At 74.6% G+C, this 25,709-nt stretch carries 25 protein-coding genes; 13 read left to right on the plus strand and 12 right to left on the minus strand.

Features of this window, described 5'->3' with window-relative positions; genetic code table 11:
* Nucleotides 1–384, plus strand: a 384-nt coding sequence (locus D7318_RS28035) for a substrate-binding domain-containing protein (protein WP_183091759.1), incomplete at its 5' end; no start/stop codon positions are given.
* Nucleotides 385–396: 12 nt separating this feature from the next.
* Here D7318_RS28035 and D7318_RS28040 read toward each other — a convergent pair.
* Nucleotides 397–1,416 (minus strand): NAD(P)/FAD-dependent oxidoreductase, encoded by a 1,020-nt coding sequence (locus tag D7318_RS28040; RefSeq protein ID WP_120700034.1) that lies wholly within the window; start codon nucleotides 1,414–1,416, stop codon nucleotides 397–399.
* Nucleotides 1,417–1,522: 106 nt separating this feature from the next.
* On the opposite strand from D7318_RS28040, the gene D7318_RS28045 reads away from it, so the two are divergent.
* On the plus strand, nucleotides 1,523–2,134 hold the full coding sequence (locus D7318_RS28045) for a helix-turn-helix domain-containing protein (RefSeq protein WP_120700035.1): 612 nt from the start codon (nucleotides 1,523–1,525) through the stop codon (nucleotides 2,132–2,134).
* Nucleotides 2,135–2,383: 249 nt separating this feature from the next.
* Here D7318_RS28045 and D7318_RS28050 read toward each other — a convergent pair whose 3' ends face one another.
* The 3 genes from D7318_RS28050 to D7318_RS28060 all read right to left on the minus strand — a co-directional run bounded on the left by D7318_RS28050 (nucleotide 2,384) and on the right by D7318_RS28060 (nucleotide 4,708).
* Complete coding sequence (locus tag D7318_RS28050; protein ID WP_120700036.1) at nucleotides 2,384–2,941, minus strand: isoprenylcysteine carboxyl methyltransferase family protein; 558 nt, start codon at nucleotides 2,939–2,941, stop codon at nucleotides 2,384–2,386.
* 12 nt (nucleotides 2,942–2,953) lie between these two features.
* The gene (locus D7318_RS28055; RefSeq protein ID WP_120700037.1) at nucleotides 2,954–4,006 is read right to left on the minus strand and encodes a type III polyketide synthase; all 1,053 of its coding nucleotides are present in this window, start codon (nucleotides 4,004–4,006) and stop codon (nucleotides 2,954–2,956) included.
* 219 nt (nucleotides 4,007–4,225) lie between these two features.
* Nucleotides 4,226–4,708, minus strand: coding sequence for a MarR family winged helix-turn-helix transcriptional regulator (locus D7318_RS28060; protein ID WP_120700038.1), 483 nt, complete (start codon nucleotides 4,706–4,708; stop codon nucleotides 4,226–4,228).
* 196 nt (nucleotides 4,709–4,904) lie between these two features.
* Here D7318_RS28060 and D7318_RS28065 point away from each other — a divergent pair, with 196 nt between their 5' ends.
* Nucleotides 4,905–5,468, plus strand: coding sequence for an NADPH-dependent FMN reductase (locus D7318_RS28065; RefSeq protein ID WP_120700039.1), 564 nt, complete (start codon nucleotides 4,905–4,907; stop codon nucleotides 5,466–5,468).
* Nucleotides 5,469–5,608: 140 nt separating this feature from the next.
* Here D7318_RS28065 and D7318_RS28070 read toward each other — a convergent pair whose 3' ends face one another.
* Complete coding sequence (locus D7318_RS28070; protein ID WP_120700040.1) at nucleotides 5,609–6,484, minus strand: LysR family transcriptional regulator; 876 nt, start codon at nucleotides 6,482–6,484, stop codon at nucleotides 5,609–5,611.
* A gap of 126 nt (nucleotides 6,485–6,610) precedes the next feature.
* Here D7318_RS28070 and D7318_RS28075 point away from each other — a divergent pair, with 126 nt between their 5' ends.
* Nucleotides 6,611–7,468, plus strand: a complete 858-nt coding sequence (locus D7318_RS28075) for an aldo/keto reductase (RefSeq protein WP_120700041.1) — start codon at nucleotides 6,611–6,613, stop codon at nucleotides 7,466–7,468.
* A 23-nt stretch (nucleotides 7,469–7,491) separates the two neighbouring features.
* On the opposite strand, the gene D7318_RS28080 is transcribed toward D7318_RS28075, so the two are convergent.
* The 3 genes from D7318_RS28080 to D7318_RS33095 all read right to left on the minus strand — a co-directional run bounded on the left by D7318_RS28080 (nucleotide 7,492) and on the right by D7318_RS33095 (nucleotide 9,609).
* On the minus strand, nucleotides 7,492–8,298 hold the full coding sequence (locus tag D7318_RS28080; RefSeq protein WP_329604601.1) for an SMI1/KNR4 family protein: 807 nt from the start codon (nucleotides 8,296–8,298) through the stop codon (nucleotides 7,492–7,494).
* Between the two features lie 74 nt (nucleotides 8,299–8,372).
* Nucleotides 8,373–9,485 carry a methyltransferase domain-containing protein gene (locus D7318_RS28085; RefSeq protein ID WP_120700042.1) on the minus strand — a complete coding sequence of 371 codons (1,113 nt, stop codon included), beginning with the start codon at nucleotides 9,483–9,485 and terminating at the stop codon, nucleotides 8,373–8,375.
* Nucleotides 9,454–9,609, minus strand: coding sequence for a hypothetical protein (locus tag D7318_RS33095; RefSeq protein WP_183091515.1), 156 nt, complete (start codon nucleotides 9,607–9,609; stop codon nucleotides 9,454–9,456). Before D7318_RS33095 ends, D7318_RS28085 begins: the two co-directional genes overlap by 32 nt.
* A 205-nt stretch (nucleotides 9,610–9,814) precedes the next feature.
* Between D7318_RS33095 and D7318_RS28090 the strand changes: the two genes are divergently transcribed.
* Nucleotides 9,815–10,474, plus strand: a complete 660-nt coding sequence (locus D7318_RS28090; RefSeq protein WP_230424157.1) for a ThuA domain-containing protein — start codon at nucleotides 9,815–9,817, stop codon at nucleotides 10,472–10,474.
* Complete coding sequence (locus D7318_RS28095) at nucleotides 10,459–11,571, plus strand: Gfo/Idh/MocA family protein (RefSeq protein WP_120700044.1); 1,113 nt, start codon at nucleotides 10,459–10,461, stop codon at nucleotides 11,569–11,571. Before D7318_RS28090 ends, D7318_RS28095 begins: the two co-directional genes overlap by 16 nt.
* Before the next feature lie 30 nt (nucleotides 11,572–11,601).
* Here the strand turns inward: D7318_RS28095 and D7318_RS28100 are convergent, their stop codons facing one another.
* A complete protein-coding gene (locus tag D7318_RS28100; RefSeq protein WP_120700045.1) occupies nucleotides 11,602–12,762 on the minus strand; it encodes an amidohydrolase family protein in 1,161 nt (386 codons plus the stop codon).
* Nucleotides 12,763–13,436: 674 nt separating this feature from the next.
* Between D7318_RS28100 and D7318_RS28105 the strand changes: the two genes are divergently transcribed.
* Both D7318_RS28105 and D7318_RS28110 read left to right on the plus strand, forming a co-directional pair.
* Nucleotides 13,437–15,101, plus strand: a complete 1,665-nt coding sequence (locus tag D7318_RS28105) for an ABC transporter transmembrane domain-containing protein (RefSeq protein ID WP_183091516.1) — start codon at nucleotides 13,437–13,439, stop codon at nucleotides 15,099–15,101.
* Nucleotides 15,098–16,852, plus strand: coding sequence for an ABC transporter ATP-binding protein (locus D7318_RS28110; protein WP_120700047.1), 1,755 nt, complete (start codon nucleotides 15,098–15,100; stop codon nucleotides 16,850–16,852). The genes D7318_RS28105 and D7318_RS28110 overlap by 4 nt, the downstream gene beginning before the upstream one ends.
* A 75-nt stretch (nucleotides 16,853–16,927) precedes the next feature.
* Here the strand turns inward: D7318_RS28110 and D7318_RS28115 are convergent, their stop codons facing one another.
* Nucleotides 16,928–18,826 carry a hypothetical protein gene (locus D7318_RS28115; protein ID WP_147437845.1) on the minus strand — a complete coding sequence of 633 codons (1,899 nt, stop codon included), beginning with the start codon at nucleotides 18,824–18,826 and terminating at the stop codon, nucleotides 16,928–16,930.
* A 309-nt stretch (nucleotides 18,827–19,135) separates the two neighbouring features.
* On the opposite strand from D7318_RS28115, the gene D7318_RS28125 reads away from it, so the two are divergent.
* A complete protein-coding gene (locus D7318_RS28125) occupies nucleotides 19,136–20,002 on the plus strand; it encodes an aldo/keto reductase (protein ID WP_120700050.1) in 867 nt (288 codons plus the stop codon).
* Between the two features lie 151 nt (nucleotides 20,003–20,153).
* Nucleotides 20,154–20,669: a snapalysin family zinc-dependent metalloprotease gene (locus tag D7318_RS28130; protein ID WP_120700051.1), complete on the plus strand. Its 516-nt coding sequence runs from the start codon at nucleotides 20,154–20,156 to the stop codon at nucleotides 20,667–20,669.
* A 72-nt stretch (nucleotides 20,670–20,741) separates the two neighbouring features.
* Here the strand turns inward: D7318_RS28130 and D7318_RS28135 are convergent, their stop codons facing one another.
* Nucleotides 20,742–21,692, minus strand: coding sequence for an SDR family NAD(P)-dependent oxidoreductase (locus tag D7318_RS28135; RefSeq protein ID WP_120700052.1), 951 nt, complete (start codon nucleotides 21,690–21,692; stop codon nucleotides 20,742–20,744).
* Between the two features lie 329 nt (nucleotides 21,693–22,021).
* Between D7318_RS28135 and D7318_RS28140 the strand changes: the two genes are divergently transcribed.
* Nucleotides 22,022–23,026, plus strand: coding sequence for an aldo/keto reductase family protein (locus D7318_RS28140; protein ID WP_120700053.1), 1,005 nt, complete (start codon nucleotides 22,022–22,024; stop codon nucleotides 23,024–23,026).
* A 70-nt stretch (nucleotides 23,027–23,096) separates the two neighbouring features.
* On the opposite strand, the gene D7318_RS28145 is transcribed toward D7318_RS28140, so the two are convergent.
* Entirely contained in the window at nucleotides 23,097–23,699 is a 603-nt protein-coding gene (locus D7318_RS28145) for a hypothetical protein (RefSeq protein WP_120700054.1), read from the minus strand.
* A gap of 237 nt (nucleotides 23,700–23,936) precedes the next feature.
* Here D7318_RS28145 and D7318_RS28150 point away from each other — a divergent pair, with 237 nt between their 5' ends.
* Complete coding sequence (locus tag D7318_RS28150; RefSeq protein WP_120700055.1) at nucleotides 23,937–24,977, plus strand: alpha/beta hydrolase; 1,041 nt, start codon at nucleotides 23,937–23,939, stop codon at nucleotides 24,975–24,977.
* 59 nt (nucleotides 24,978–25,036) lie between these two features.
* Nucleotides 25,037–25,600, plus strand: coding sequence for an Rv1733c family protein (locus D7318_RS28155; protein WP_120700056.1), 564 nt, complete (start codon nucleotides 25,037–25,039; stop codon nucleotides 25,598–25,600).
* The last annotated feature ends 109 nt before the right edge of the window (nucleotides 25,601–25,709 follow it).

A 25,709-nucleotide genomic window follows, 5' to 3' on the forward strand; every position in this document is an offset into this window, starting at 1 on the left:
CCGGTCGACGACGGCCTCACCGTGGTCGGCGACCACACGCCGACGTCGGGCTTCGACGGCTGCCGTCGGCTCATGGGGCTGCCGGAGCCGCCCACCGCCGTGTTCGCGGCCAACGACCCGATGGCCATGGGCGCGCGGGAGGCGCTGCGCCGGTGCGGACTGCGGGTGCCCGACGACGTCAGCGTGGTCGGGGTCGACGACCTCCCCGCGACGCGCCTTTCCGTGCCGCCGCTGACCACCGTCCGCCAGCCCCTGACCGGCATGGGCAGGGTCGCCCTGCGCACCCTGCTGCGGCTGTGCCGCGGCGAACACCTCGAAGCCACCCGGCTTGAGCTGGCCACCGAGCTGGTGGTCCGCTCGTCCACCGACCGCCACCGCCCATGATCCGGCCCGGGGTCAGCTGGTGGCGTCGCCCCGCGCCGCGGCGATGGCGGCGATGGCGGCGTCGGTGTCCGCGGTGGCCAGGTGCGCGTTGATGTGGGCGGCGGCCAGGGCACCGGCCGCGGCGGAGGCGCCGACCTGGGCGGTCGGGTCGGTGGCGTTGCCCGCCACCCACACGCCAGGCACCTCGGTGGTGCCTGCCATGCCGGAGGCGAAACGGCGGCCCATGCCGTCGGGCAGGTCCTCCATCGGCAGCCCCAGGCCGTCAAGGCCCTCGGTCCTGGCCCGCATCCGCGTGGCGACGGCGAGGAAGCGGCGGGCCACGAACGTTCCGTCGGCCAGGCGCACGCCCGCGATGCCGCCGCCCTCGGCCGCGGCGACCTCGCCCACCGGGGTGTCGACGACGCGGACGCCCCGGGCGGCGAAACGCGCGCGACTCCCCTCGTCCAGCTCGCCGCCGCGGGTGAAGTAGACGAGGTCGTCGGTCAGTTGACGGAAAAGCATGGCGTGGTGGACCGACGCGGGGCCGGTGGCGAGAACGCCGATGGGCTGATCGCGCACCTCCCAGCCGTGGCAGTACGGGCAGTGCACGACGCCGCGCCCCCAGTGCTCGGCGAGCCCTGGCACGTTCGGCAGCACATCGCGCAGCCCGCTGGCCACCAGCACTCGGCGGGCTGTCACCGCGCGGCCGTCGGCCAGGGTGACGGCGAAGCGCGGATCGCCCTCGCGCGAGGGGGCGGCGGGCTCGGCCGAGGCCACCTCGCCGAAGACCACCCGGCCGCCGTACCCGCGCACCTGCTCCCGGCCCCGCTCCAGGAGCTCGCCCGGCGGGGTCCCGTCCAGCACGATGAAGCCGTGCATGGCCTCGGCGGGCGCGTTACGCGGGGTGCCACCGTCGATCACCACGACCGAACGGCGGGAACGGGCCAGCATCAGCGCGCCGTTCAGGCCCGCGGCGCCGCCGCCGATCACCACGACATCGACGGTCCCACCGGGCAGCGCGTCGGTCGCGTACGCGGAAGTCGCCTCGGCCATGTCCTCGTCCCCTTTCCCTGTTTCCCTCGGGCGTGGCCCCTGGCGTTCCGGGCCACCTGAAAGGGACCGTACGCCGGATATGCATCAGAGGCATACGATGTTGCGTATGACGCAAGACGATGGCGGGCTTGACGGCCTGGTACGCAAACGGATCAGGGCCCTGCGCGTGGCACAGGGCTGGTCGCTCGATGAGCTGGCCAGCCGCGCCAACGTCAGTCCTTCGACGCTCTCCCGCATCGAGAACGGTCAGCGCCGCCTCGCGCTCGATCAGCTGGTCACCCTGGCCCGGGCCCTGGACACGTCCCTCGACCAGCTGGTGGAGACGGCCGCGGACAACGTTGTCACCAGCCCGATGATCGACGGCGCGCACGGCCTGATGCGCTGGCCCATGAAGGGCGTCCCGGGCATGAGCGTCGTACGCCAGCGCCTGACCGAGCCGCCGCCCGACAACCCCTCGCGCCTGCGCGCCCACCCGGGCCGTGAGTGGCTCGTCGTCCTGTCGGGTACCGCGATCCTCCTGCTCGGCCACCGCCGCCTCCGCGTCGAGACCAACCAGGCCGCGGAGTTCCCCACCATGCTGCCGCACGCCATCGGCGCCGAGGGCGGCCCCTGCGAGGTCCTGGGCGTCTTCGACCGCGACGCCCGCCGCGGCCACCAGCGCGACGGCGGCGGCACGGGGTCGGGCGGCGACCGCGCGCCGGACGGCTCCCGCACATGACGTCCCGCCCCGGCACCGCCGGTCGGCGGCGTTCGGTCCTTCCCGTTGTGGTAGTCATGGCGGCGGATGAGCCCGTTGCCGTCGATGTAGGAGGTCTGCACGCGCGTGTGGGCGGCGAGCCGCTCGGGGAAGGTGCCCCGGAGGCGGCGCCAGGTCTCGCCGTCCTCCTCCCACGGGGGAGTGGGCGGCGTGCAGCCGGTCCCACGGCGTCTCGAGCACATGGCCGTCGAAGGCGGCTCGGGCGGGCGGTCAGGCGTCGGCCGACGGCGGGCGGCGTCCGTCGGAGGCGGGGCGCGCGGCCTTCGCCTCGGCCAGCGCGGCGTCCTCCGCGCGGACGCGGACGGCGAGGGCGGCCGCGTTGACCAGGGTGAACGCGGCGGCGGTCACCCATGCCCCGTGGACGAGCGGCAGCGCGACGCCCTCGGCCACCACGGCGACATAGTTGGGGTGGCGCAGCCACCGGTAGGGGCCCCTCGCGACGAGCGGCAGCCCGGGGACCACGATGACGCGGGTGTTCCAGCGGGGCCCCAACGAGCGGATGCACCACCAGCGCAGGCCCTGGGCGCCCAGCACGACCGCGGCCATGGGCCACCCGAGGGCGGGCACGAACGGCCGGTGCGCCGCCCGGGTCTCGACCAGGCATCCGGCCAGCAGCCCCGTGTGCGTGGCCACCAGGAGCGGATAGTGCCGCCGACCCGCCTCGACGCCGCCGCGCGCCCGGCTCCAGGCGGCGTTCCGGCGGGCGACGCGCAGCTCGGCGAGGCGTTCCGCCGCGACGCCCGCGATCAGCAGGGGGTATCTGACCATGTGTCGCCTCCCTCACCAGCGCAGCAGGACGAGCTCCGAGGCGAACCCCGGGCCGAGGGCCGTCAGCAGACCCCAGGTGCCCGCCGGTGGACGGCGGTCCATGGTGTCCCGCAGCACGTGCAGCACCGAGGCGGAGGAGATGTTGCCGATCGCCGCGAGCGAGCGCCATGTGATGTCGAGGGCGCCGTCGGGGAGGGCGAGGGTCTCCGCCATGGTCATGAGGACCTTGGGTCCGCCGGGGTGGCAGACCCAGGCGCCGATGTCGTCCCGCGTCAGCTTGTGGTCGGCGAGGAACTGGTCGACGTCCGCCGCGAGATGGGCGCGCACGATGTCGGGGATCCCGGGGTCGAGCACGATGCCGAAGCCGTCGTCGGCGACGTCCCAGCCCATCGCGCGCTCGGTGCCGGGGTAGAGGCGGCTGCGGGACGCCACCACGGCTGGCCCCTCGCCGGGGGCGGGGCGGCGCCCTTCGCCCCTGGCGACGACGGCGGCCGCGCCGTCGCCGAAGAGGGCGGTGCCCACGAGGTTGGCGGGGGAGGGGTCGGTGCGCCTGAAGGTGAGCGAGCACAGCTCGACGGACAGGAGCACCGCCACGTGCTCGGGCCAGCCGCACAGGTAGTCGTGGAGCCGCCCGATCCCGGCCGCCCCCGCGGCGCAGCCGAGGCCGAACACCGGCAGGCGCTTGACATCGGCGCGCAGCCCGAGCCGTTCGACCAGGCGCGCGTCGATCGAGGGGGCGGCGAGGCCGGTCGTGGACACGAACATCAGCAGGTCGACCTCGTCGGGCGCCACCCCGGCGGCGCGCAGCCCGCCCGACACGGCGTCGGCGCCCATGCGCACCGCGGCGGCGACGAACGCCTCGTTGCGCCCCCCGAACCCGTCGAGCCCCGGGTAGGCGTCAAGGGGCAGCGCGGTGTGCCGGTGGCTCACCCGGGCGGAGGCGTGCACCCGTTCGAGAAGGGCCCCGTTGGCGTCCGGCAGGCAGGCACGGGCCAGCCGGGTGATGTCCCCCTGCGCGTGTCGGTAGGGAGCGAGGACCTTCTCGACTCCGGCGATATGGCTCATAGGCGTCCCCAAACCGCTGGTGGCGCGGCACGAGTGTCCTTCGCCACGCCCCTCGAAACGGAATCGCCGCCCCGGGGGTCCGCACGGCGCGGCGTGGGTACTCGGACGGGTTCGGGGCCGGGGTGGTTGCGCGCCGCGGGCGCATCGCCCCTGAACGCCGCGGTCGCCCGTCGGCCGGATCCGCTGGCCGTCTCGTTCCCTTGTTGAACGAGGGAACGTTCAGCAGGGGCGGGTGGGGCCGCCGGGGTCCAACTTGGCGGCCACCTCGACGAACTGATCGGCGAGACCGTCAAGGGCCGCGCAGTCCAAGTGATCGATCACCCGCCGCCGCGCGCTCGCCAGGTGCGCGGGCCAGGCGCCGACGAGCCGCTCGAACCCCTTGTCCGTGAGCCCCGCGACGTTGCCGCGCGCGTCCTCCGCGTGACGCCGCTTGGCGACGAGGCCGCGCGACTGGAGCGAGTCCACGACCCGGGTGATCCGGCTCGCGGACAACGCCGTCGCCGCGGCGAGGTCGGTCATGCGCAGCTCACGGTTGCCCGCCTCGGAGAGGTGCATGAGGACCGTGTACTCGGTCAGCGTCAGCCCGGTCCCGCGCAACAAGTCGTCGTCGAGCCCCCGGGGGAGGGCGACAAGGACCCGCATCAGGGCACGCCAGAAGCGCTCCTCGTGAGGCTGGAGGGGGGCGTCGGCGGGGTTACCCATGGGCCCATAGTAGCTTGCTTCACTGAGCAAGTAATGGGCAGAGTATGCCGCTCCCGGCCCCGCGGGTCGCGCTTGCGCCGCGCCGGGTGCCCCCCTAGCATTGCTGACGCAAGCAATTTTCAGTGCGGGGTGGCCCCCGTCGACGCCGGTCGCTCCGGCGCGCTCCCCGCTCCCACGTCTCCACGGAAGACCACACATGGCTGACTTGAAGATCGCGATCATCCTCGGCAGCACGCGCCCCGGCCGCAACGGCAAGGCCGTCGCCGACTGGGTGCTGGACAAGGCCAAGGCCCGCAGCGCCGCCGACTACGAGCTGGTGGATCTCGCCGACTACCCGCTGCCGCACTACGACGAGCCCGTGCCGGCGTCGTTCGGGCAGTACGAGGGCGAGCACACCAAGAAGTGGGCGGCCAAGATCGCGTCGTACGACGGCTTCCTCTTCGTCACCCCCGAGTACAACCACTCCACCTCGGGTGTGCTGAAGAACGCCATCGACCACATCTACGGCGAGTGGAACAACAAGGCCGCGGCCTTCGTGAGCTACGGCTCCCTCGGCGGCGCCCGCGCCATCGAGCACCTGCGGGCCATCACGAGCGAGCTCCAGATCGCCCATGTGCGGCAGCAGTTGAGCTTCTCCCTCTTCACGGACTTCGAGAACTTCTCGACGTTCGTGCCGGGGCCGCAGCACGAGGACGCGGTCGTGACGCTGTTCGACCAGCTGGAGAGCTGGACGCGCGCGCTGAAGACCGTTCGTTCCTGAGTCGCGTTCCGGGGTCTCGCTCCCGGGTCGCGCTCCCTGGGGTCCTCCCTCCGAGGCGGCGCCGACGCCCCGGGTCCCGGTCCGCCGCGTGCGGTCAGGGCCCGGGGCGTCGGCGTCCGCGTCGGCGTCGCCCGAGCGGCTCAGGCCAGATAGGTGAGCAGCTCGCGGGCGGCCGGGCTCAGCCTGTCCTCGTCGGGCAGCACGGCCGCGACCTCCCACGTCTGCTCCTCCGCGCCCACCAGGTCGAGCGCCCGCAGCCCGGCCGCGTGCTCCTTGCGGGCGAGCGGCCGCGGCACGACGGCGATGCCGAGGCCGTGGTGCACCAGGTCGATCAGGCTGTGCACGTCGTTGACCTCAAGGGCGACCCCGCGGTGCACCCGTGACTCGGCGAAGGCCCGGTCGGTCACCACCCGCGCGCCCCAGTCGGGGTGGAAGTCGACGAACACCTCGTCGCCCAGCTCGTCCCACGCCACCTTTCCCGCCTCGGCCAGCCGGTGCCCGGGGTGGCACAGCACGACCATGGGCGCGCGGGCCATGGGCAGCAGCCGAACGCCCTCGGGCGGCCTGCCGCACACCGCCGCGAACGCCAGGTCGAGCCGCCCCGCGGCCACGTCGTCGACGAGCGCCGTCGCGCCCGCCTGCCGCAGCCTGATCTCCACGGCCGGGTGCTCGGAGCGGAAGCGGGCCAGCAGGGCGGGCATGTCCACGCCCGCGATGCACTGCTCGGTGCCGATCGACAGCACGCCCCTGACCAGGCCCTGCACCGCCGCCACCGCCTCCTTGGCGGCCCGCACGCTGGACAGGGCGCGGGTGGCCTCGGCCAGCAGGGCGCGGCCCGCGGCGGTCAGCTCCACGCTCCTGGTGGAGCGCACGAACAACGGCGCGCCCAGCTCGTGCTCCAGCGCCCGCACCGAGGCGGACAGGCCCGACTGGGAGATCATCAACCGCCGGGCGGCGCGCGTGAAGTGGCGCTCCTCCGCGACCGCGACGAAGTACTCGAGATGCCGCAGCTCCATGATTGAGAAGCCTAGCTCATCAATGCATTCGGTTTCTTCTATTGGACTTCTGTTCATGGGCGCGTGAGGCTGTCATCTGTGCCGCACGGCAGCGGCACATGGAGCCGAGGAAGGGCTTGACACAACATGCACTCTCGTCGCATCGGTGACGCCGAGGTCAGCGCGATCGGCCTCGGCGGCATGCCCATGTCCATCGAGGGACGACCCGACGAGGCACGGTCCCTCGCCACCATTCACGCGGCCCTCGACGCCGGCGTGACGTTCATCGACACCGCGGACGCCTACCACAGGGACGCCGACGAGGTCGGCCACAACGAGACCCTCATCGCCAAGGCGCTCGCCTCCCACGGCGCGGGCGCGGACGTGCTGGTGGCCACCAAGGGCGGCCATCTGCGCCCGGGGGACGGGAGCTGGACCCTGGACGGCTCGCCCGAGCACATCAAGCGGGCGTGCGAGGACTCCCTGCGCCGGCTGGGCGTGGAGGCCATCGGGCTGTACCAGTTCCACCGCCCCGACCCCGAGGTCCCCTACGCCGAGTCCGTCGGCGCCGTGCGGGACCTGCTCGACGCGGGCAAGATCCGGTTCGCCGGGATCTCCAACGCCGACCCCGGGCAGATCAGGGAGGCCAACGAGGTTCTGGGGGGCCGACTGGTCTCCGTGCAGAACCAGTTCTCGCCCGCCTTCCGTTCGAGCGAGCCCGAGCTGCGGCTGTGCGACGAGCTGGGGATCGCGTTCCTGCCCTGGAGCCCGCTCGGCGGCATCGCGAGCGCGGGCGCGCTCGGCTCGCGGTTCGCGCCGTTCGCCCGCGTTGCCGAGGTCCATGGCGTGAGCCCGCAGCAGGTGAGCCTGGCGTGGATGCTGGCCAAGTCCCCCGTGGTCGTGCCGATTCCGGGCGCCAGCCGCCCCGAGACGATCCGTGACTCGGTGAACGCGGCCGATCTGACGCTCACCGCCGACGAGTTGGCCGAGCTGGATGCCGTCTGACCGCCGGACGCGGCGGGTTCACCTCAACGGGTCCCCGCCGCGTCCCTTTCCCCGGCCCCGTCCTCCTCCTCGAAGCCCCCTTCCGCGAAGCCCTCTTCCTCGTCGAAGACGCAGTCCTCGCCGCATGTGAGCCGGTCCCTCGCGCCCGCGTGGCCGCCCTCCGCGACCCGCCGCTCCGCCTCGGTCAGCCAGGTCAGGTACCAGGCCGCGAACCCCACGGGCGTTCCCTCGTCGTCGAGCAGCGGCATCAGGTCCTCGTCGTCGACCCGGTGGTCGGCCCAGATCAGCCCGCGTTCGGGGCCGCTCACGACCAGCCAGTGGCGCAGCGCGCAGCCCAGGTGGGCGATGACGATCGCCCCGACCGTGCGGTCGCGCGACCACATCACGGACTCCCACTCGCGCTCCCAGGACTCGATCGCGTCGTCGAAGCCGTCGGTCCCCTCGAAGTCCTCTTCCTCGGGCCGCTGTTCGAGGAGCGCCCGCAGCCGCTCGGGGTCGGCGCAGCGGCGCGGGAACGGCTCGCCGAGCCGGTTCACCTCCACGAGCGTGGCGCCGTCGCCCTCCCACCCCCAACGCCCCTGCCGCCTGCGGACCGGGAAGACCCCGTAGGCGGGGCCCGCGCCCCCCGCGCCGACCCCGAGCAGGAAGCCGCGGTACTCGTCAGGCAGCTCGACGCCCACCTGGTCCTCGAGCGCGGCCAACTCGGCGGGGTCGAGCACGTCTTCGAGCGCGAAGCCGTGTCCGATCGCGCCGAACACCGCGTCGTGCCCCGGCCGGTCCCGCAGCGCCTGCACGCGCTGCCGGACGCCGGCCCATATCGCATCGTTCATGCCCGGACCCTATGGTGTCGCCCCGGCCGCCGCCCCGTGCGCCCCCCGCTCCCCACGCGCCCCGGCGCGGCGGCTCACACGGTGGCGTCAACGGGCCGGTCAGGGCGGTCGAGCCAGGGTGTCTCGCCCTTGTCGTCGACCGAGAGCCCGAAGCGCCCGACCGGCGGCTCGCCCGCCGAACGCCACCACTCCCACGCGGCCAACAGCTCGTCCCACAGGGGGCGTTCACCCGCGCGCCGCACCACCACGCCGGGGCCCGTGCGCTCCCGGCGCACCGCCGCGGTCCAGCCCGCGCCCGACAGGTCGTAGAGCCACTGCGTGTGACCGTCGTCGTGCCGCTGGACGGCGTGCGAGGCCCGTTCGACGCGCATCCCCGCCAGGAAGGGGAACGGGTGCCACATGCCGTGGGGCGGCCAGGCGCCGGTGCGCGTGTCGGTGAGCGGCAGCCCCGGCGGGAACGTGGGGTGCGCGGTGCGATGGGCGCGCATCGGCATGAAGTTGACCACCTGGAGGAACGGGCCCTCCGCCGTGCCGTCGCCGCGCACGGTCAGCCGCACCAGCGCGTCGCGCCCGCGGAACGCCGTGCCCCAGGGCGCCAGGATGCTGCCGCCGGGCCGCACCTGCGCCAGCCACTCCCTGGGGACGCGGCGCAGCCCGCAGGTGACGATGATCCGGTCGTACGGGCCGCCGTCCGGCACGCCGAGCGCCCCGTCGCCGACGACCACCCGGGGGCGCAACCCGGCGCGGCGCAGGGCGCGTCGGGCCGTGGCGGCCACCCCGGGGTCGATCTCCACCGTGGTGACAGAGCGCTCGCCGAGGCGGTGGGCGAGCAGCGCGGCGTTCCACCCGGTGCCGGTGCCGACCTCGAGGACGCGCATCCCCGGCTCGGCGTCCAGGGCGGCCAGCATCGCGGCGACGAGCCGGGGCGTGGAGGCGGAGCTCGTGGCGTGCGCCCCGCGCCCGCTCCCGGCGTGCGCGCCGTCGTCCCACTGGGTCACGATCGGCACATCCGCCTCGGCCGCCCGCCGCCACCCCTCCGGATCGCGGGCCAGGTCGAGGGCGTCGAACGCCTCGCGCTCCTCGTCGTAGGGCCACATCACCCTCGGCAGGAACGCCGCCCTCGGCACGGCCGCGAACGCCGCCGCCCACGCGGGGTCAGCCGCCGCGCCTGGTGTCCTCGTCGTCATCCCGGTGCTCCCCGTCCCCGGTCGGCGCGCTGCCGTCCGTCGTCGGCGCCGGAGGCTCGTAGGGCGTCCCCGGCAGCCCGTCCTCGCCGAGACCACCCGTGCCGTCCCCGTGCTGACCTGGCACTCCGTGCTCCTTCCACCCGGACTCCCGCGCCCGATCCGTTCGGCGCCGCGGCGTATCCGGAACCGTAGGCGGGGCCCAGGGGCGCGCGGGAGGGCGTGAACTCCCCACGCGCACCCTCTCTTGCTCGAACGGGTGTGCACGGGTTGAAATGGTGACCCATGGGATTGATGACGATTTCTGGAATCCCGGGGAGCGTGGGGACCCCGTGACCTCCGCGAGCCGACAGGCCCTTGTGGTCCGGGGCGGCTGGGACGGGCACTGCCCCGTCGAGGCCACGGACCTCTTCCTCCCCTTCCTCACCGACCAGGGCTTCCACGTCCGCACCTCCGACTCCCTCGATGTCTACGAGGACGCCGCGCTGCTCGCGGCGACCGACCTCGTCGTGCAGTGCTGGACCATGGGCGAGATCAGCCCCGCGCAGTGCGCCGGGCTGACCGCCGCCGTCCAGGCCGGGACGGGCCTGGCCGGGTGGCACGGCGGCATCGTGGACGCCTTCCGCGCCAGCCACGACTACCAACTGCTCACCGGTGGCGCCTTCCTGCGCCACCCGCCCGGCTTCGTCGACCACGCGATCAGCCTCGTCCCCGACCGCGCCGACCACCCGGTGATCGAGGGCCTGGGCGACTTCCGCGTCGACACCGAGCAGTACTGGACGGTCACCGACCCGATGAACGACGTGCTGGCCACCCTCACCTTCGAGCCCGACGAGGTCCGCGCCGAGCCCGTCGTCATGCCCGCGGTGTGGACCAGGAGGTGGGGCGGCGGCCGCGTCTTCGTCTCCACGATCGGCCACAAGCTCGACGACTTCGACGTCCCCGAGGTCCGCGCCATCACCGAGAGGGGCCTGCTGTGGGCCAGCCGCTGAGGATAGGCATCGTCGGCGCGGGCGCGATCAGCGGCGCCTATCTCGGCACCCTGGCGCACGCGCCCGCCCTGCGCCTGACCGCCGTCGCCGACCTGGACCCGGCGCGCGCCGCGCACCTGGCCGAACAGGCCGGTGGACAGGTCGCGGTGGCGGGCTCGGCCGCCGAGCTGGTCGAACGCGACGACGTGGACGCGGTGTTGAACCTGACCGTGCCCGCGGTCCACGCCCCCGTCGCGCTGGCCGCGCTCGCCGCGGGCAAGCACGTCTACGGCGAGAAGCCGCTGGCCGCGACGCGCCAGGAGGCCCAGGCGATCCTGGCCGCGGCGCGCGCCGGGGGCCTGCGCGTGGGGTGCGCGCCCGACACCGTGCTGGGCACCGGCACCCAGACCGCGCGGCGGGCGGTGGACGAGGGGCGCGTCGGCGAGCCGATCGCGGCCACGGCGTTCATGACCACCGCGGGGCACGAACGGTGGCATCCCGACCCGGAGTTCTACTACCGGCGGGGCGGCGGGCCGCTGTTGGACATGGGCCCCTACTACCTGTCGTCGCTCGTCCACCTGTTGGGCCCCGTCGTCCGGGTCACCGGGGCGGCCTCCCGGCACCGGGCCGAGCGGTCGATCGGCAGCGGGCCACGGGCGGGGACCCGTTTTCCCGTCGAGGTGGACACGCATGTGACGGGCGTCCTCGAGCACGCGGGGGGCGCGTTGACCACGCTCGTCATGAGCTTCGACATCCACGCCGCGCGGCTGCCGCGCATCGAGGTGCACGGCACGGAGGGCTCGCTCTCGGTCCCCGACCCCAACGGCTTCGGCGGGCGCCCCGCCCTGCACGGCGGCGGGGGAGGGGAGTGGGAGCCGCTGCCCGACACGGCGGGCCACCGGGAGGGCCAACGGGGCGTCGGCCTGGCGGACTTGGCCGAGTCACTCGCCGAGGGCCGCCCGCATCTGGCCTCGGCCGAGCTGGCCGACCATGTGCTCGACACCATGCTGACGCTCCTCGACGCGGCCGAGCAGGGCGTCTCCCTGCCGGTCACCCACACGACCGAACGCCCCGCCCCCGTCGGCGCGTTGATCGCCCCGATCGCCCCCACCGGCTGAACGGCCCCGCGCGGAACGGCGCGTGGCCGATCAGGCCACGCGCCGCCCGCGGTGCCACACGGCGTGGACGCGGGTGTCAAGTGCCGTCACATCCAGGTCCTTTCCGTCGAGCAGCACGAGGTCGGCGCGCTTGCCCTCGGCGATCTCGCCCCGGTCGTCGGCCCGTTCGAGCAGGCGGGCGGCGTCCAGGGTGGCCGCGCGCAGCGCGCCCGCGGCGCCGAGTCCCGCCTCCGCCAGGTGCGCGATCTCCCGCAGCGCCTCGCCGTGCGGGCGCACGGGGTTGTCCGTCCCCATGGCGAAGGTCACACCGGCGTCCAGCGCGAGGCGTACCGACGCGCGGTGCGCCTCGGGCGCGCCATCGGGGGCCTCGTCGGGCGCCGACTGCGTGGTCGACAGCGTCGGCACCAGCCACGTCCCTGCCTCGGCCATCGCGGCGACGGCCCGCTCGTCGAGATACGTGCCGTGCTCGACGCTGCGCGCCCCCGCGCGCGCCGCGGCCTCCGCGGCCCGCGCACCGTGCGCGTGCACCATCACGCCCCGGCCGCCCTGCCGGTCCGCCTCGTCCACCAGCGCCGCCAACTCCCCATCGGTGAGCTGCACATCGTGCACGCCACGGCCCAGGACGAGCGAGCCGGTCGCCGTCACCTTGATCCAGTCGGCGTCGGCCCGCACCATGCGTCGCACCACGGCGCGCGCCCCGTCCTCGCCGTCGAAGACCGGGTCGGGCATGGACGGGTCGCCGAAGAAGTCGAGGGGCCCGCTGCGCGCCCGCCAGTGGTCGCCGAGCCCGCCCGTGGTGCACACCTGCCGCAGGCTGATGAGGATCTCGGGGCCTTCGATCCACCCTCTCTCCACGGCGAGGCGCATCCCCGCGTCCGCGCCCCAGGCGTCCCTGACGGTGGTCACCCCGAGCCGCAGCAGTGTCCGCAGCACCGGCACGATCGAGAGCGCCCGCGCCGAACGCGGCAGCCCCAGCGGGTCGTTCGGCGTCCGGGTCAGCGCCACGTGCGTGTGGCAGTCGATGAGCCCCGGGATCAGCAGCCGACCCGCGCAGTCCACCGCGTCGTCCCCGTCGAGTCCTGTGCCGCCCACGTCGGCGATGCGGTCCCCTTCGACCACCACGTCGGCGGGGGCGACCTTGCCGGTCCTGACGTCGAGAACGGAGCCACCGGCGAGGAGGAGACGATGCATCGGTGCACCTTAACGGGGGTGCCTGCGGCGCTTGGCGGGGGTGGGTTTGCGGCGGGGCGGCTACGGGCTGGACGTCCTCCCGTTCGCCGTCTGCCGGTTGGTCGGTTTCGTGGTGGGTGCGGGTAAGAGCTGGCACCTACGGGGGAGGGGGCGTCGGGTGTGCGGCCGTCTCGGTAAACGACCGGTGTCGTCGCTGGCTTGGACCGTACGCCGAACGGGCGCGGCCGCTTACGGTACTTGGCGGCCGTTCTCCCGGTGGTCGGTTGCGGTGGCGCGCACCCTTCGGGCCTGCCCTGGCCGCCCGAAGCGTTTTCATTCCTCGCGCACGATGAGCTCATGTAGCGCGCCGGTGCTTATCCGCGGCTTATGTCGGGGCGGGTGGTCTTTTGAAATGGCGCACACGTTGTGTTGAACAGAACGTGCCCCGTTTCGGAAGAGACCCCGACCCCGGGTAAGCGGCAGATAAGGAACCCGCCTGCTACCTGAGCTCAACGTGCACGCGGTGAACGACGAGAGCGGCGGCCGACGGCAAGGGGCACCGGGCCCTCCGTGGCCGTGCCCCATCGACCACTTAGGCGAGCCTCACCTAAGCTACGAGCGCATACACCGTTGACACCGTTCGGAGGCAGGGCGTGCGAGGGAGTGGGCCGACGGGGAGATCGGTGTTGGGCGGGATGGTGCGAGGCCACTGGCGGAAGCTGCTGGTCGGCGCCGTGCTCGGGGCGGGGCACCAGGCGGGTGAGGCGCTGGTCCCCGTGCTCATCGGCGTGATCATCGACCGGGCCGTGGACGGCGGCGACGGGGCGTCGCTGGTGCGCTGGCTGTGCGTCCTGGCCGCCGTCTACCTGGGCCTCTCGTTCAGCTTCCGCTGGGGCGCCAAGGCCCGCGAGGACGCCGCCCTCGACGCGGGCCACGAGCTGCGTCTCCGGCTGGTCGGGCGCGTGCTGCACCCCGGGGGCGGCGCCGAACGCGGCCATCTGCCGGGCGCGTTGACCAGCATCGCCACCGAGGACACCCGCCGCGTCGGCTCCGTGGCCAACGCCCTCGTGCTCGGCGTCTCCGTCCTCGCGGGCCTGCTCGTCGGCGCCGTCATGCTGCTGCGGATCTCCCTCACCCTCGGCCTGCTCGTCCTCGTCGGCACCCCCCTCCTGCTGTGGCTCGGCCACCTGCTGAGCAAGCCCCTCGAGCGCCACAGCGCCGCCGAGCAGGAGCGCGCCGCCCACGCCTCCGGCGTCGCCGCCGACCTGGTGGCCGGGCTGCGCGTCCTCAAGGGCATCGGGGCCGTGCCCGCCGCCGTCGCCCGCTACCGGCGCGGCAGCCGCGCCGCGCTGGCCGCCACGCTGCGGTCCACGCGCGCAGAGGCGTGGCAGACCGGGCTCACCACCGCCCTCACGGGCGTGTTCATCGCCGTCGTCGCCCTCATCGGCGGGCGCCTCGGCGTCCAAGGGGAGATCAGCCTGGGGGAGTTGGTGTCGGCGGTGGGCCTCGCGCTGTTCCTGCTCGGCCCGTTGGCCGGGCTCGCGTGGATCAACGCGGAGCTGGCCCAGGGCCGCGCCTCCGCCGCCCGGGTCGCCGCCGTGCTGGCCGCGCCGCCCGCGATCCCCGGCGGCGCCCCGCCCGCCGGGCCCCCGCCCACCGGGCATGTGCTGCGGCTGCGCGGCGTCGCGGGCGAGGGGCTGCGCCACCTCGACCTGGAGACGACGCCCGGCGAGGTGCTCGGCGTCGCGCTCACCGACCCCGGCCATGCCACGGAGCTGCTGCGCTGGCTGGGCCGCGAGGCCGATCCCCCGTCCGGGGCCGCCGAGTTGGACGGCGTTCCGCTGACCAGGCTCGACCCCGCGGCGCTGCGTGCCACCGTGCTGGTCGCCGCGCACGACGCCGACCTGTTCGGCGGCACCGTCGAGGCCAACGTCGCCGCGGGCGCGCCCGACGGCGCGGACCTCGCCCCCGCACTCGCCGCTGCGGGCGCCGACGAGATGGTCCGCTCCCTGCCGAGAGGCCTGGCCACCCCCGTGGGCGAACGCGGCCGGTCGCTCTCCGGCGGCCAGCGTCAACGCCTCGCGCTGGCCCGCGCGTTGGCCGCCGACCCGCCCGTCCTCGTGCTGCACGACCCGACCACCGCCATCGACGCCGTCACCGAGGCGCGCATCGCCGCGGGGCTGCGCGCGCTGCGCGGCGGGCGGCCCGACCGCACCACCCTGCTGATCACCACGAGCCCCGCCCTGCTGGCCGTCAGCGACCGCGTGGTCCTGATCGACGAGGGCCGCACCGTGGACGCCGCGCCCCACCATGTCCTGGTGGAACGGCACCCGGCCTACCGAGAGGCGGTTCTCTCATGACGGGCCCCGCCGAGCAGCCCCGCGAGCTGCTGCCCGTCGCCACCGGGCCGCGCACCCGCGCGGCCGTGCGCGAACTGATCGGCCCGCACCGGGCGTTGGGCCTGGCCGCCGCGCTCACCATGACCGCGGCCACCGCCGTCGGGCTGCTCACCCAGCCGCTGCTCGGCCACATCGTGGACCAGGTCGCCGAGCGCCGCCCCGTCGGCGCGCTCACCGTGCCGGTCCTGCTGATCGCCGCCGTCGCCTTCGCCCACGGCATCGGCACCGCGCTCGGCCTCTCCCTCTTCTCACGGCTCGGCGAGACCGCCCTGGCCGGGCTGCGCGAGCGCTTTCTCGAACGCGCCCTGCGCCTGCCCCTGGCGCGGATCGAGCGGGCGGGCTCGGGCGACCTCACCGCGCGGGTCACCGCCGATGTCACCACCGTGGCGCAGGCGGTGCGCAACGCCCTTCCCGAGCTGGTCCGTTCGCTGCTCGCCATCGTCCTCACCCTGGGCGCGCTCGCCGTCCTCGACTGGCGTTTCCTGCTCGCCGCGCTGATCGCCGTGCCCGTCCAGGCGCACACCGCCCGCTGGTACGTCGGGCGCGCCGTCCCCCTCTACGCCGAGCAGCGCGTCGTCACCGGCGCCCAGCAACAGCAGCTGCTCGACACCATCGGCGGGGCGTCCACCGTGCGCGCGTTCAGGATCGAGGACCGGCACGCCGCCCGGGTCGCCGAGCGCTCGGGGGTCGCGGTCGGCGTCACCAAGCGCGGTATCAGGCTGCTCCTCAGCTTCTACGCCCGCCTGCACATCGCCGAGTACGCGGGCCTCGCCGCGGTCCTGGTGACCGGCTTCCTGCTGGTGCGCGGCGGCTCCGTCTCGATCGGCACGGCCACCGCGGCCGCGCTGTACTTCCACAGCCTGTTCAACCCGGTCAACGCCGCCCTCGTGCTGATGGACGACGCGCAGGCGGCCCAGGCCGGGCTCGCCCGCCTGATCGGCGTGGCCGACCTCGAACCGGACGCCGACGACGCCGAGTCGGTCGGCCGCCGCGCGACGCCCGTGCCCGGCGCCGCCGTCACCGTCAGCGGCCTCGGCTACGCCTACCAGCCGGGGCGGCCCGTGCTGCACGGCCTCGACCTGACGCTCGCGCCGGGCGAGCGCGTCGCCCTCGTGGGCGCGAGCGGCGCGGGCAAGACGACGCTGGCCAAGCTGATCGCCGGGATCCACCCGCCCACCACGGGCGCGGTCACCGTCGTCGGCGACGTCGGCCTGGTCACCCAGGAGGTGCACGTCTTCGCGGGGCCGCTCGCCGAGGACCTGCTGCTGGCCCGCCCCGACGCGTCAGGGCCCGAGCTGCTCGCCGCGCTCGAACGGGTCGGCGCCCGGGCCTGGGCCGAGGCGCTGCCCGAGGGCCTCGCCACGGTCGTCGGCGAGGGCGGCCACCGCCTCACCGCCACCCAGGCCCAGCAACTCGCCCTCGCCCGCCTGGTGTTGGCCGACCCGCCGGTCGCGGTGCTCGACGAGGCGACCGCGGAGGCGGGCAGCGCGGGCGCCCGTTCCCTCGAACGCGCCGCCGAACGCGCCCTCGAGGGCCGCACGGCGCTGATCGTCGCGCACCGGCTCAGCCAGGCGCGTTCGGCCGACCGGATCGTGGTGATGGACGGCGGCCGCGTGGTCGAGACCGGCACCCACGACGAACTCTCCACCGCGGGCGGCGTCTACGCCGAGCTGTGGGCCGCCTGGTCGCTCTCCCGCGCGCTGAGCCACTGAGCGCGGCCGAGCCACTGAGCGCGGCCGAGCCACTGAGCGTGAAGGCCCGGGCGCCCCCGGGCCTTCACGCGCGGGTCACGCGTCCGTGCCGCCCTCAAGGTCGGGCAGGTCGGGCAGATCGGGGAACAACAGGTCCTCCTCCGTGGTGTAGGAGCACCACGTGTAGATGAAGTCCGCGTTCAACGAGCTGGTCTCGGTCAGGGTGCGCATGGAGAGGCCGGGGGACCGGTGCAGGAAGTGGTAGTCACCGGCGGGCAGTTGGAGCGTGGTGGTGGGATAGTCGGTGCCCGATGAGCACGAGGAGTCACCCGGGTCGACCGGGTAGACCGAGCAGCCGTCGCACGGGCCCACCGTCTGCGATCCCGTGGTCGGCCCGGTCCAGAGGATCTCCAGCTCCTGCGGGGAGTCGTTGAGGACCTCTACCGTCACCGTGGCGCCGCCGCCGTCGTTCTCCGGCGGCAACTCCTCGCCCGCGGGTGGGTATTCGGCCGCGATCTGGCTGGCGATCAGGACCTTCTGCGCGTGGTCGACGCGCTCATGGCCCGGGTGGTCGGTCACCAGCTCGTTGAGGTGGGTGTCGGCGACGTCGTAGGAGCCGCCGAGGAAGCTGTCGGTGCCGCACTGGTAGAGGCCCTCGGGGATCGGCCCCTGCCCGTCGTCGGCCAGCTGGGTGAACTCCGCGCCAGGCAGCCCGGCGAACAGCGTGTTGAGCGAGCGCAGTTCGTCGAGCGACGCGCACGGGGCGTCGCCGCCGATGCCGTCGACGGCCGTCCGCTGCCGGTCGCCGAGCTCGCCAGGCAGCCCGGTCGCCTGCTCGCTCTCGCCGTGCTCGTCGAGCAGCTCGCGCAGCGACTCCCCGGCCGCCTCGGGGTCGGAGGCGATCTGCGAGACGCCGCAGCCGTGCAACGGTCCTGGCAGCGCGCCGCCCGCCCGCTCGGCCAGCCGCTCCGCCTCGGAGTCGTCGAACTCCTCGGGCAGGCCCACGAAGAAGCGCAGCGGCACCACGCCCGCGCAGTCGTCCTCGCCGGTGCGCGCGGCCGTCGCGTCCTCGTACAGCGCGTCGAGCCGGTCGGGCACCTCGCCCGCCGCGTCGGTGTCGGGGTGGTCGTCCCGCACCCCGAGGTACTGGCCGAGCGCCGAGCGGTAGGTGTCCTCCGCGTCCCCGAACGGCTCGTCGCCGACCCGTTCGACCCGCGCGTCGGCGGCGGCGAGCACCTCCTGGAGGTCGTCCTCGAGGGCTTGGCGCTGCGCGTCGTTGAAGAGGACCACCCCCGCGGCGGGCAGGGCGAGCAGCAGCACCCCCGCGGTGATCGGGATCCAGAGCCCGCGGCGGTTCGGCGCGGCAGGGCCCGCGAGCCGGTAGGCGTCGGCCGCGGTGGCCAGGGCGACGACGAGCCACAGCACGACCCACAGGCCGTTGATGCCATCGGCGGTGACCGGCAGCGCGACGAAGAGGAGCGCGCCCGTGACGAGCCACGCGGGGAGGGCCCGCACCCAGCGCCGCAGATAGAGGTGACCGAGGCCGAGGCCGCTCAGGTTGAGCAGCGCGGCGGTGGCCGCGGTGCCCGGGTCCCTCGGCATGCCCGCCGTGGGCGGCACCGAGGGCGGGGGCGGGGGAGCGGCGGCGGGGAACGCCAGCGTGGCGGGCGGCGGCGCGGCGGGGAGCATCTCGGTCCGCGCCTCGCTCGAAGGCGGCGGCCCCGGCGGCGGAGGCGGCGTCACGGGCGGCGCCACCGGCGGCGCGGCGGGCGGGCCCTCGGGTGGGCCTGCCTGGTGCGGAACGGTCGGCGGCTCCGCCGAGGGCGGCGGCGCGTCCTGAGGCTCGGCGTCGGCCGGTTCGGCCTGCTCGGGGATCGCCTTCCGGGGTGAGGGCGCGTCAGAGGGCGCGCCGTCGGCCGGTGGCGCCCCGGTCGGCGGTCTTGTCTCCGGTGGCGGCGCAGGGACGTCGGGTCGGTCGTTGCCGGGGTCGGTCATGTCGGCCTCCTGGAGGTAGGGCGAACGGCGCGGAGCCGGCCTGCCGCGGTCGCGCCGCCAGTGCCACGAGTGCCCGCACAGAGGCGGACGGTGACGGAAGGTCGCACGGTTCCCTTTTCGCGGGAGGGGCTCGGAGGACGTGTCCGGCGGCGGGCACGCCGCAGGGCGCACAGCCTATGGCGCTCCCAAGGGAGGGGTCCCGCGAGGGTGTTGAGGGGACGGAGGCGACGAGGGAGCCCCGGTGAGGCTCATGTCGGGCAAACGCCATGAAAGACGGGCAAGTCACCCTTGCGCGGCTAGCCTGACCCCATGACCGTCAACGAACAGCTCGCACAGGCGTCCGGCACCTTTCGGCTGGGCGGCGACCTGACGATCCACCGCCTGGGCTTCGGCACGATGCAGCTGGTGGAGCCCGGCGTGTGGGGCGGGGCGCGGGACCCCAGGGAGGCGGTGCGGGTGCTGCGCCGCGCCGTCGACCTGGGCATCACGTTCCTCGACACCGCGGACTCCTACGGCCCGTTCACCGCCGAGCTCCTGGTGCGCGAGGCGCTCCACCCCTATCCCTCGGGCGTCGTGATCGCCACCAAGGCGGGCTTCGTCCGCCCTGGCCCCGGGCAGTGGGTGCCGCTCGGCCGCCCCGAGTATCTGCGCCAGCAGGTCGAGCTGAGCCTGCGGAACCTGGCCCTCGACCGCATCGACCTCTTCCAGCTGCACCGCGTGGACCCGCAGGTGCCGCTGGCCGAGCAGATCGGCGTGCTCGGCGAGCTGCGCGTGGAGGGCAAGATCCGGCACATCGGGCTCAGCCAGGTCAGCGCCGCGACGCTCGCCGAGGCCGGGCGCACGGCCCCGATCGTGGCCGTGCAGAACCGCTACAACCTCGCCGACCGCGCCGACGACGACGTCCTCGCCTACGCCGAGGCCCATGACATGGCGTTCATCCCGTGGACGCCGCTGGCCAAGGGCTCGCTCGCCCGCCCGGGCGGCGCGCTTGCCAGGATGGCCGAGGAGCGCGGCGCCTCCACCTCCCAGCTCGCGCTGGCCTGGCTCCTGCGGCGCTCCCCCGCGCTGCTGCCCATCCCCGGCACCTCGTCGGTCGCGCACCTGGAGGAGAACACCGCGGCGGCCACGTTGGAGCTCTCCGACGCGGAGTACGAGGAGCTGGCCTCCGCGTCCTGACGCCGCGCGCCGCGGCCCGCCCGCGCCCCCCGCGCCCCCGCCCGCGCCCCTCGCGCCCCGCGTGCCCTCGCGCGCGGGGCCATGCGTGACGCGCGATGACATGGGCATGATCGGGGGGTACTTCCCCCACACAAGGCCGGGAGGCCGATCGATGACACTGCGAAACGCCGCGCGTGCGCTGCTGACCATGCTCCTGGTGACGCTGACGCTGGTGGGCACCCAGACCACGGCGGGCGCGGCACCCACCCCCACCCCCACCCCCACACAGGCCACCGTTCTCACCTATGACGCGAGCGGCAGCGCCGAGCTCACCGACGCCGTCCACAGCGGCGCCGCCGTGTGGAACGAGAGCGTGACCAGCGTCCGCCTCGAACCCGCCGCCCCCGGCGCGGACGCCAACATCACCATCGTCGCCGACGACGGCTGGCCCCGCGCCCTGACCACCAGTCTGGGCAACGGCATCGTCTGGATGGGCCGTCAAGCCGTCGATGACGGCTATGACACCATCCGCATCGCCGCGCACGAGCTCGGCCACATCCTGGGCCTGCCCGACATCAAGCCGGGCCCCTGCTCCAGCCTGATGTCCGGCTCGACCGGCGGCGTCGACTGCGCCAACCGCTACCCCGACGCGGCCGAACGCGCCGACGTCGAGGCGGCGTTCAGCTGACCGAGGCCGAACGGTCCGCCCCCGCCCACCCGCGCCCGCGGACCCGGGTGGGCGGGGAGACCGGCACCCGCGTCACTCCGTCACGCGCCGCTCCGACACCTCCCACAGCCGCGCCGCCGCCTCGGGGTCGATCGCGAACGGCGCGACGCCACGGCGCGAGCCCGGCTGGTTGAGCCCCGCCTCGTTGCAGTCCTCGAAGTACCGGCCCGTCACCCCGTCGAGCAGCGGCGACGCGGCGAGCAGCACCGAGGTCGCGGCCCCCTGCTCGGGTGTCTTCAACGTGGGCGCCTCCCCGTCGGACGACTGCGAGCGCCTGGCGCGTTCGATCTCCTCATCGGAGAGGTACCGGCCCAGATTGGTACTGATCCCGCCGGGCATCAGGGCGTTGACGGTGATCCCGTCCTTCCCCCAGCGCTTGGCCCCCTCCACCGCGAACAGCACGTTCGCGGTCTTCGACTGCCCGTACGCCAGCCACGGGTCGTAGCGCCGCTCGCGGAAATCGATGTCCTCGAACACCACGGGTGACCGCAGGTGCCCCGACGAGCTGACCGAGACGACCCGCGCGTCGCGCGCGTCGGCGAGCGCCCCGTGCAGCCCGGTGGCCAGCGCGAAGTGGCCCAGGTGGTTGGTCGCGAACTGCATCTCCCACCCGCGCGGCGTGCGCGTCTCCGGCATCGCCATGACCCCCGCGTTGTTCACCAGGATGTCCAACGGCCCCTCCCACGCGGCCGTGAACGACGAGATCGACGGCAGGTCGGCCAGGTCGAGCGGCGCGACGACGAGGCGGTCGTTCCCCGTGGTGGCCGTGATGTCCTCGGCCGTCCGCCGCCCCGCGGCGGTGTCCCGCACCGCGAGGACGACCTCGGCGCCCGCGTCCGCGAGCGCCCGCGCCGTCTCGATCCCGATCCCGGACGCCGCGCCGGTCACCACCGCACGGCGCCCGTGCAGATCGACCCCGGCGATGACCTCGGCGGCCGTTGAATCCGCCCCGAACGGCGTGGTGATGGGGGTGGTGGCAGTCATGTTCCCTCTCGTCTCCCCTGGGGTGCCCGGGGCGGCCCGCCGATACGTTCGATGAGCGGAGGACCCTCCGCTACCGACGACGTTAAACGGCGGACCCGAGGGCCGCGCGCGGGCCGATCGCCTCCTCGACCCGCGGCACGACGGCCCTCGCGCCCGAGCCCGCGGCACCGGCGGTCACCGGGCGAACGGGGTGGGCACCCGTGCGTCACCTGGCCGCGCCGGGACCGTTCACCCATGTCATCGGCCGGGCGCCCGTCGAGGGGTGGGGCATCCGGCATGCGGACGGCCCATGAGGAGAATCACCGAATCGGGCGTAGGGTCCTGTCCTCATGGAGCATCGTTTTCTGGGCCGTAGTGGTCTTCTCATCAGTGAAATCTCCTACGGGAACTGGCTCACCCACGGCTCGCAGGTGGAGGAGGACGCCGCCACGGCCAGTGTGCGGGCGGCCCTCGACGCCGGGATCACCACCTTCGACACCGCCGACGTCTACGCGGAGACCCGCGCCGAGTCCGTGCTCGGCCGGGCGTTGAAGGGCGAGCGCCGGGAGGGACTCGAGATCTTCACCAAGGTCTTCTGGCCCACGGGCCCCGGCAAGAACGACCGCGGGCTCTCCCGCAAGCACATCATGGAGTCCATCGACAACTCGCTGCGCAGGCTCCAGACCGACCATGTCGACCTGTACCAGGCGCACCGTTTCGACGTGTCCACGCCGCTCGAGGAGACGATGACGGCGTTCGCCGACATCGTCCACGCGGGCAAGGCGCACTACATCGGCGTCTCGGAGTGGACCGCCGACCAGATCCGCCGGGGCCACGCCCTCGCCACCGAGCTGCGGATCCCGCTGGTCTCGAGCCAGCCGCAGTACTCGATGCTGTGGCGGGTCATCGAGAGCGAGGTCATCCCGACCTCGGAGGAGCTCGGCCTCGGCCAGATCGTCTGGTCGCCGATCGCCCAGGGCGTGCTGACCGGCAAGTACCTGCCCGGCCAGCAGCCGCCCGCGGGCTCGCGCGCCACGGACGAGAAGGGCGGCGCCAACATGATCTCGCGCTTCCTTCGCGACGACGTCCTCGATGCGGTGCAGCGGCTCCGCCCGCTCGCCGACGAGGCCGGGCTCAGCCTGGCCCAGCTCGCGATCGCGTGGGTGCTCCAGAACCCCAACGTCTCCTCCGCGATCGTCGGCGCGTCGAGGCCCGAGCAGGTCGGCGAGAACGCCAAGGCCGCGGGCGTGAAGCTGGACGCGGGGCTGCTCGAGCGGATCGACGAGATCGTGGCCCCGGTCGCGGTCACCGACCCCGAGCAGGTGGCCAGGACCACGCCGCCCGCGCGCTCCTGAGCCGCGCGGCGTGAGGCGTCAGGGCCCCGGGGCGCGGCGGCGACCCGGGGCCCGCGCCGCGCGTGGGCGGTCAGCCCGCGGCGGCGACGTCGAACTCCAGGTCGGTCACCGTGCTCTCGCACACCCCGGTCGCGTCGTCGGCCCATGTGGCCGCGAGCCCCGCGGTGCCAAGGGCGCCCTCGGGCGCGCCCCCGTGGACCCGGATCCGCAGCCTGGCCTCGGCGGACTCGCCGGGGTCGAGGGCGCCGGTCCGCCCGAGGTAGGGGAAGTGCGGGCCCTCTTCCGGGTCCGCTTCGGGGATTGCGCCGAGCGGGCGCCAGGCGCCGTGGGCGAACCGCTGGGCCTTCACGGCGATGTCCGCGCCGCCCGAGGTGTCGTAGGCTCCCAGCTCGACAAAGGCGTAGAGGCGGTCCACGGGGTGGTCGTAGGTGTTGGTGACGCGGTAGGTGAACTCCGTCCACTCGCCCGCCACCACGGGTTCTGGGATCCCGGTCAGCTCGATGTCCAGCGGGCCGTAGCGGGTGAACTCCGCGCAGCTCTCGGCGTCGAGGTCGCCGCCAGGACCGATGCCCCCGCCGGACGGCGCGGCGGCCAGGGCGGGCCCTGCGGCGAACAGGGTGGCGGAGAACAGGGCGCCGACCAGGGCGGCGGCCGCGACACGGGGGTGACGCATGAGGTGCCTCGCAGGTGAATCGAAGATGAACGGCAACGCGGGTGTCCCAAGTGACCCCGTGGGATCCCCTCGGGTTGCGCGGGCGGCCCCTTCCGCACCGAACGGGCACAAACGGAACGGGCGCGAACGGGACGGGCGTGAACGGGGCGCGTTCGCCGGGGCGCGCCGGGCTGCCGCTTTGGGGCGGAATGGCTTGTTCCGGTGCATGGTTGACCCTCCGCAGGGCACGTCGATGAGATGTCTCCTTCTCTCCTCGGCCCCCTCGGCGGCGGCCTCCGCGCCCGTCGCGCCGCCGTCTGCTCGGTGCTCGCCGCCCTCATCGCCGTCGCGGCCCAGCCCGCCGCCGCGGGGTCATCGGCGGGGGGCGCGACCGTGGTGACGCGCGAGCGCGTCGACGAGCGCGTCCTCGATCTGACCATCGCCTCTCCCGCGTTGGGCACCGAGGTCGCCACCCGGGTCCTGCTGCCGCGAGGCCACGCCGACCGGCCGGGCCGCACCTGGCCGGTGATCTACCTGCTGCACGGCTGCTGCAACGCGACGGGCGGCTGGCTCGACTGGACCGGGGCCGCCGACATCGCCGCCGTCACGGCGGACACCGAGGCGCTCATCGTGATGCCCGAGGGCGGCCCGGTCGGCTACTACAGCGACTGGTGGAACGGCGGACTCGGCGGCCCCCCGGCCTGGGAGACGTTCCACCTCGTCGAACTCCCCGCGCTGCTGGCCGACGAGGTGGGCGCGGGCGAGGAGCGCGCCGTCGCCGGGAACTCGATGGGCGGCACCGGCGCCCTCGGCTACGCGGCCCGCCACCCCGGCTTCTTCCGCGCCGCCGCCTCCTACAGCGGGCGCCTCGACACCCAGGCCGATCCCGCCGCGGTGATGAACCGCCTCGCCGACTTCGGCCTCGACCCGCTGGCCCTGTGGGGCGACCCGGTGGCACAGGAGGAGATCTGGACGCGCCACAACCCCCTCGCGCTGGCGCGCCACCTCCCGCCCGGCTTCCCCGTCTATGTGTCAAGCGGCAACGGCGAGCCCGGCCCGCTCGACGAGCCGGGCGCCGAACACGACGCGCTCGAGGCGGGTTTCGGCGAGATGGCCGCCGCCTATGTCGCCGAGGCCAGGGCGCGGGGCGTGGCCGTCACCGCCAACCTCTACGGCCCGGGGACGCACGCCTGGCCGTACTGGGGGCGGGAGTTCGCGTGCTCGCTTCCGCTGCTCGCCCGCGCGATCGGCGCCGCCACATCCGTGCCACCGAAAGGAAACTGTTCCGTTTCGATCTGAACATCTGGCCGAAACCCGGGTACTCGTCCGAGTGAGAGCGCGGTGAAGGGGACGAGGCTATGGACAAGGCGGTCCGGCTGTGGCGTTGGCGGCGCAACCCACTGCGGCGGGGCTCGGACGTGGCGGAGGCGTGGGTCGGCCTCGCGGTCGGCCTGACGATGGCGGTGGGCGCGCCCCTGGCGGGCGCGGCGATGGCGGTCGGCGCGGCCGAAGGGATGCTCGACGAGGGCGACGACCTGCGCGCCACGACCGCGGTGGTCGTCACGGGCGCCCCCGTTCCCGGCATCGTGGGCCCGGGCGGCAAGGGCCTGGCCGCCGTGCGCTGGACGGACGACGACGGCACGGCCCGCGTCGGCGCCACGCATGTCGCCTTCGGCGCCGACGAGGGCTCGCGCGTCACCATCTGGCTCGACGAGCAGGGCCGGATCAAGGACGCCCCCGCCGGACCCGCGGAGGTATGGGCCGGGGCAACGTTGCTGGGCGCGGTCACCACGGCGGGGGTGTGCGTTCTCGCCGCGGGCGCGCGCCTGGCGGCGCGGCGCCATCTCGCACGCCGGCGCGCGGCGCGTTGGGAGCGCGAGTGGACGGCGGTCGAGCCCCTGTGGTGCGACCGCGCGGCGTAGCGCCTGCCGCGGGCTCGGCCGCGGGTCGCTTGCTGCGGGGCGCTTGCGGTGGGCTTGGTCGCGGGTCGCTTGCTGCGGGGCGCTTGCGGTGGGCTTGGTCGCGTGTGGG

It is taken from the genome of Streptomyces radicis, assembly GCF_003626575.1.
In the GTDB taxonomy this organism is placed as follows: Bacteria; Actinomycetota; Actinomycetes; order Streptomycetales; family Streptomycetaceae; genus Streptomyces; species Streptomyces radicis.

What these genes read in the sequence shown, in the direction of transcription:
- D7318_RS28040 (WP_120700034.1), bottom strand. Translation starts at nt 1,416, where the DNA reads ATGGCCGAGGCGACTTCCGCGTACGCGACCGACGCGCTGCCCGGTGGG.
- D7318_RS28045 (WP_120700035.1), top strand. Translation starts at nt 1,523, where the DNA reads ATGACGCAAGACGATGGCGGGCTTGACGGCCTGGTACGCAAACGGATC.
- D7318_RS28050 (WP_120700036.1), bottom strand. Translation starts at nt 2,941, where the DNA reads ATGGTCAGATACCCCCTGCTGATCGCGGGCGTCGCGGCGGAACGCCTC.
- D7318_RS28055 (WP_120700037.1), bottom strand. Translation starts at nt 4,006, where the DNA reads ATGAGCCATATCGCCGGAGTCGAGAAGGTCCTCGCTCCCTACCGACAC.
- D7318_RS28060 (WP_120700038.1), bottom strand. Translation starts at nt 4,708, where the DNA reads ATGGGTAACCCCGCCGACGCCCCCCTCCAGCCTCACGAGGAGCGCTTC.
- D7318_RS28065 (WP_120700039.1), top strand. Translation starts at nt 4,905, where the DNA reads ATGGCTGACTTGAAGATCGCGATCATCCTCGGCAGCACGCGCCCCGGC.
- D7318_RS28070 (WP_120700040.1), bottom strand. Translation starts at nt 6,484, where the DNA reads ATGGAGCTGCGGCATCTCGAGTACTTCGTCGCGGTCGCGGAGGAGCGC.
- D7318_RS28075 (WP_120700041.1), top strand. Translation starts at nt 6,611, where the DNA reads ATGCACTCTCGTCGCATCGGTGACGCCGAGGTCAGCGCGATCGGCCTC.
- D7318_RS28080 (WP_329604601.1), bottom strand. Translation starts at nt 8,298, where the DNA reads ATGAACGATGCGATATGGGCCGGCGTCCGGCAGCGCGTGCAGGCGCTG.
- D7318_RS28085 (WP_120700042.1), bottom strand. Translation starts at nt 9,485, where the DNA reads ATGACGACGAGGACACCAGGCGCGGCGGCTGACCCCGCGTGGGCGGCG.
- D7318_RS28100 (WP_120700045.1), bottom strand. Translation starts at nt 12,762, where the DNA reads ATGCATCGTCTCCTCCTCGCCGGTGGCTCCGTTCTCGACGTCAGGACC.
- D7318_RS28105 (WP_183091516.1), top strand. Translation starts at nt 13,437, where the DNA reads ATGGTGCGAGGCCACTGGCGGAAGCTGCTGGTCGGCGCCGTGCTCGGG.
- D7318_RS28110 (WP_120700047.1), top strand. Translation starts at nt 15,098, where the DNA reads ATGACGGGCCCCGCCGAGCAGCCCCGCGAGCTGCTGCCCGTCGCCACC.
- D7318_RS28115 (WP_147437845.1), bottom strand. Translation starts at nt 18,826, where the DNA reads ATGACCGACCCCGGCAACGACCGACCCGACGTCCCTGCGCCGCCACCG.
- D7318_RS28125 (WP_120700050.1), top strand. Translation starts at nt 19,136, where the DNA reads ATGACCGTCAACGAACAGCTCGCACAGGCGTCCGGCACCTTTCGGCTG.
- D7318_RS28130 (WP_120700051.1), top strand. Translation starts at nt 20,154, where the DNA reads ATGACACTGCGAAACGCCGCGCGTGCGCTGCTGACCATGCTCCTGGTG.
- D7318_RS28135 (WP_120700052.1), bottom strand. Translation starts at nt 21,692, where the DNA reads ATGACTGCCACCACCCCCATCACCACGCCGTTCGGGGCGGATTCAACG.
- D7318_RS28140 (WP_120700053.1), top strand. Translation starts at nt 22,022, where the DNA reads ATGGAGCATCGTTTTCTGGGCCGTAGTGGTCTTCTCATCAGTGAAATC.
- D7318_RS28145 (WP_120700054.1), bottom strand. Translation starts at nt 23,699, where the DNA reads ATGCGTCACCCCCGTGTCGCGGCCGCCGCCCTGGTCGGCGCCCTGTTC.
- D7318_RS28150 (WP_120700055.1), top strand. Translation starts at nt 23,937, where the DNA reads ATGTCTCCTTCTCTCCTCGGCCCCCTCGGCGGCGGCCTCCGCGCCCGT.
- D7318_RS28155 (WP_120700056.1), top strand. Translation starts at nt 25,037, where the DNA reads ATGGACAAGGCGGTCCGGCTGTGGCGTTGGCGGCGCAACCCACTGCGG.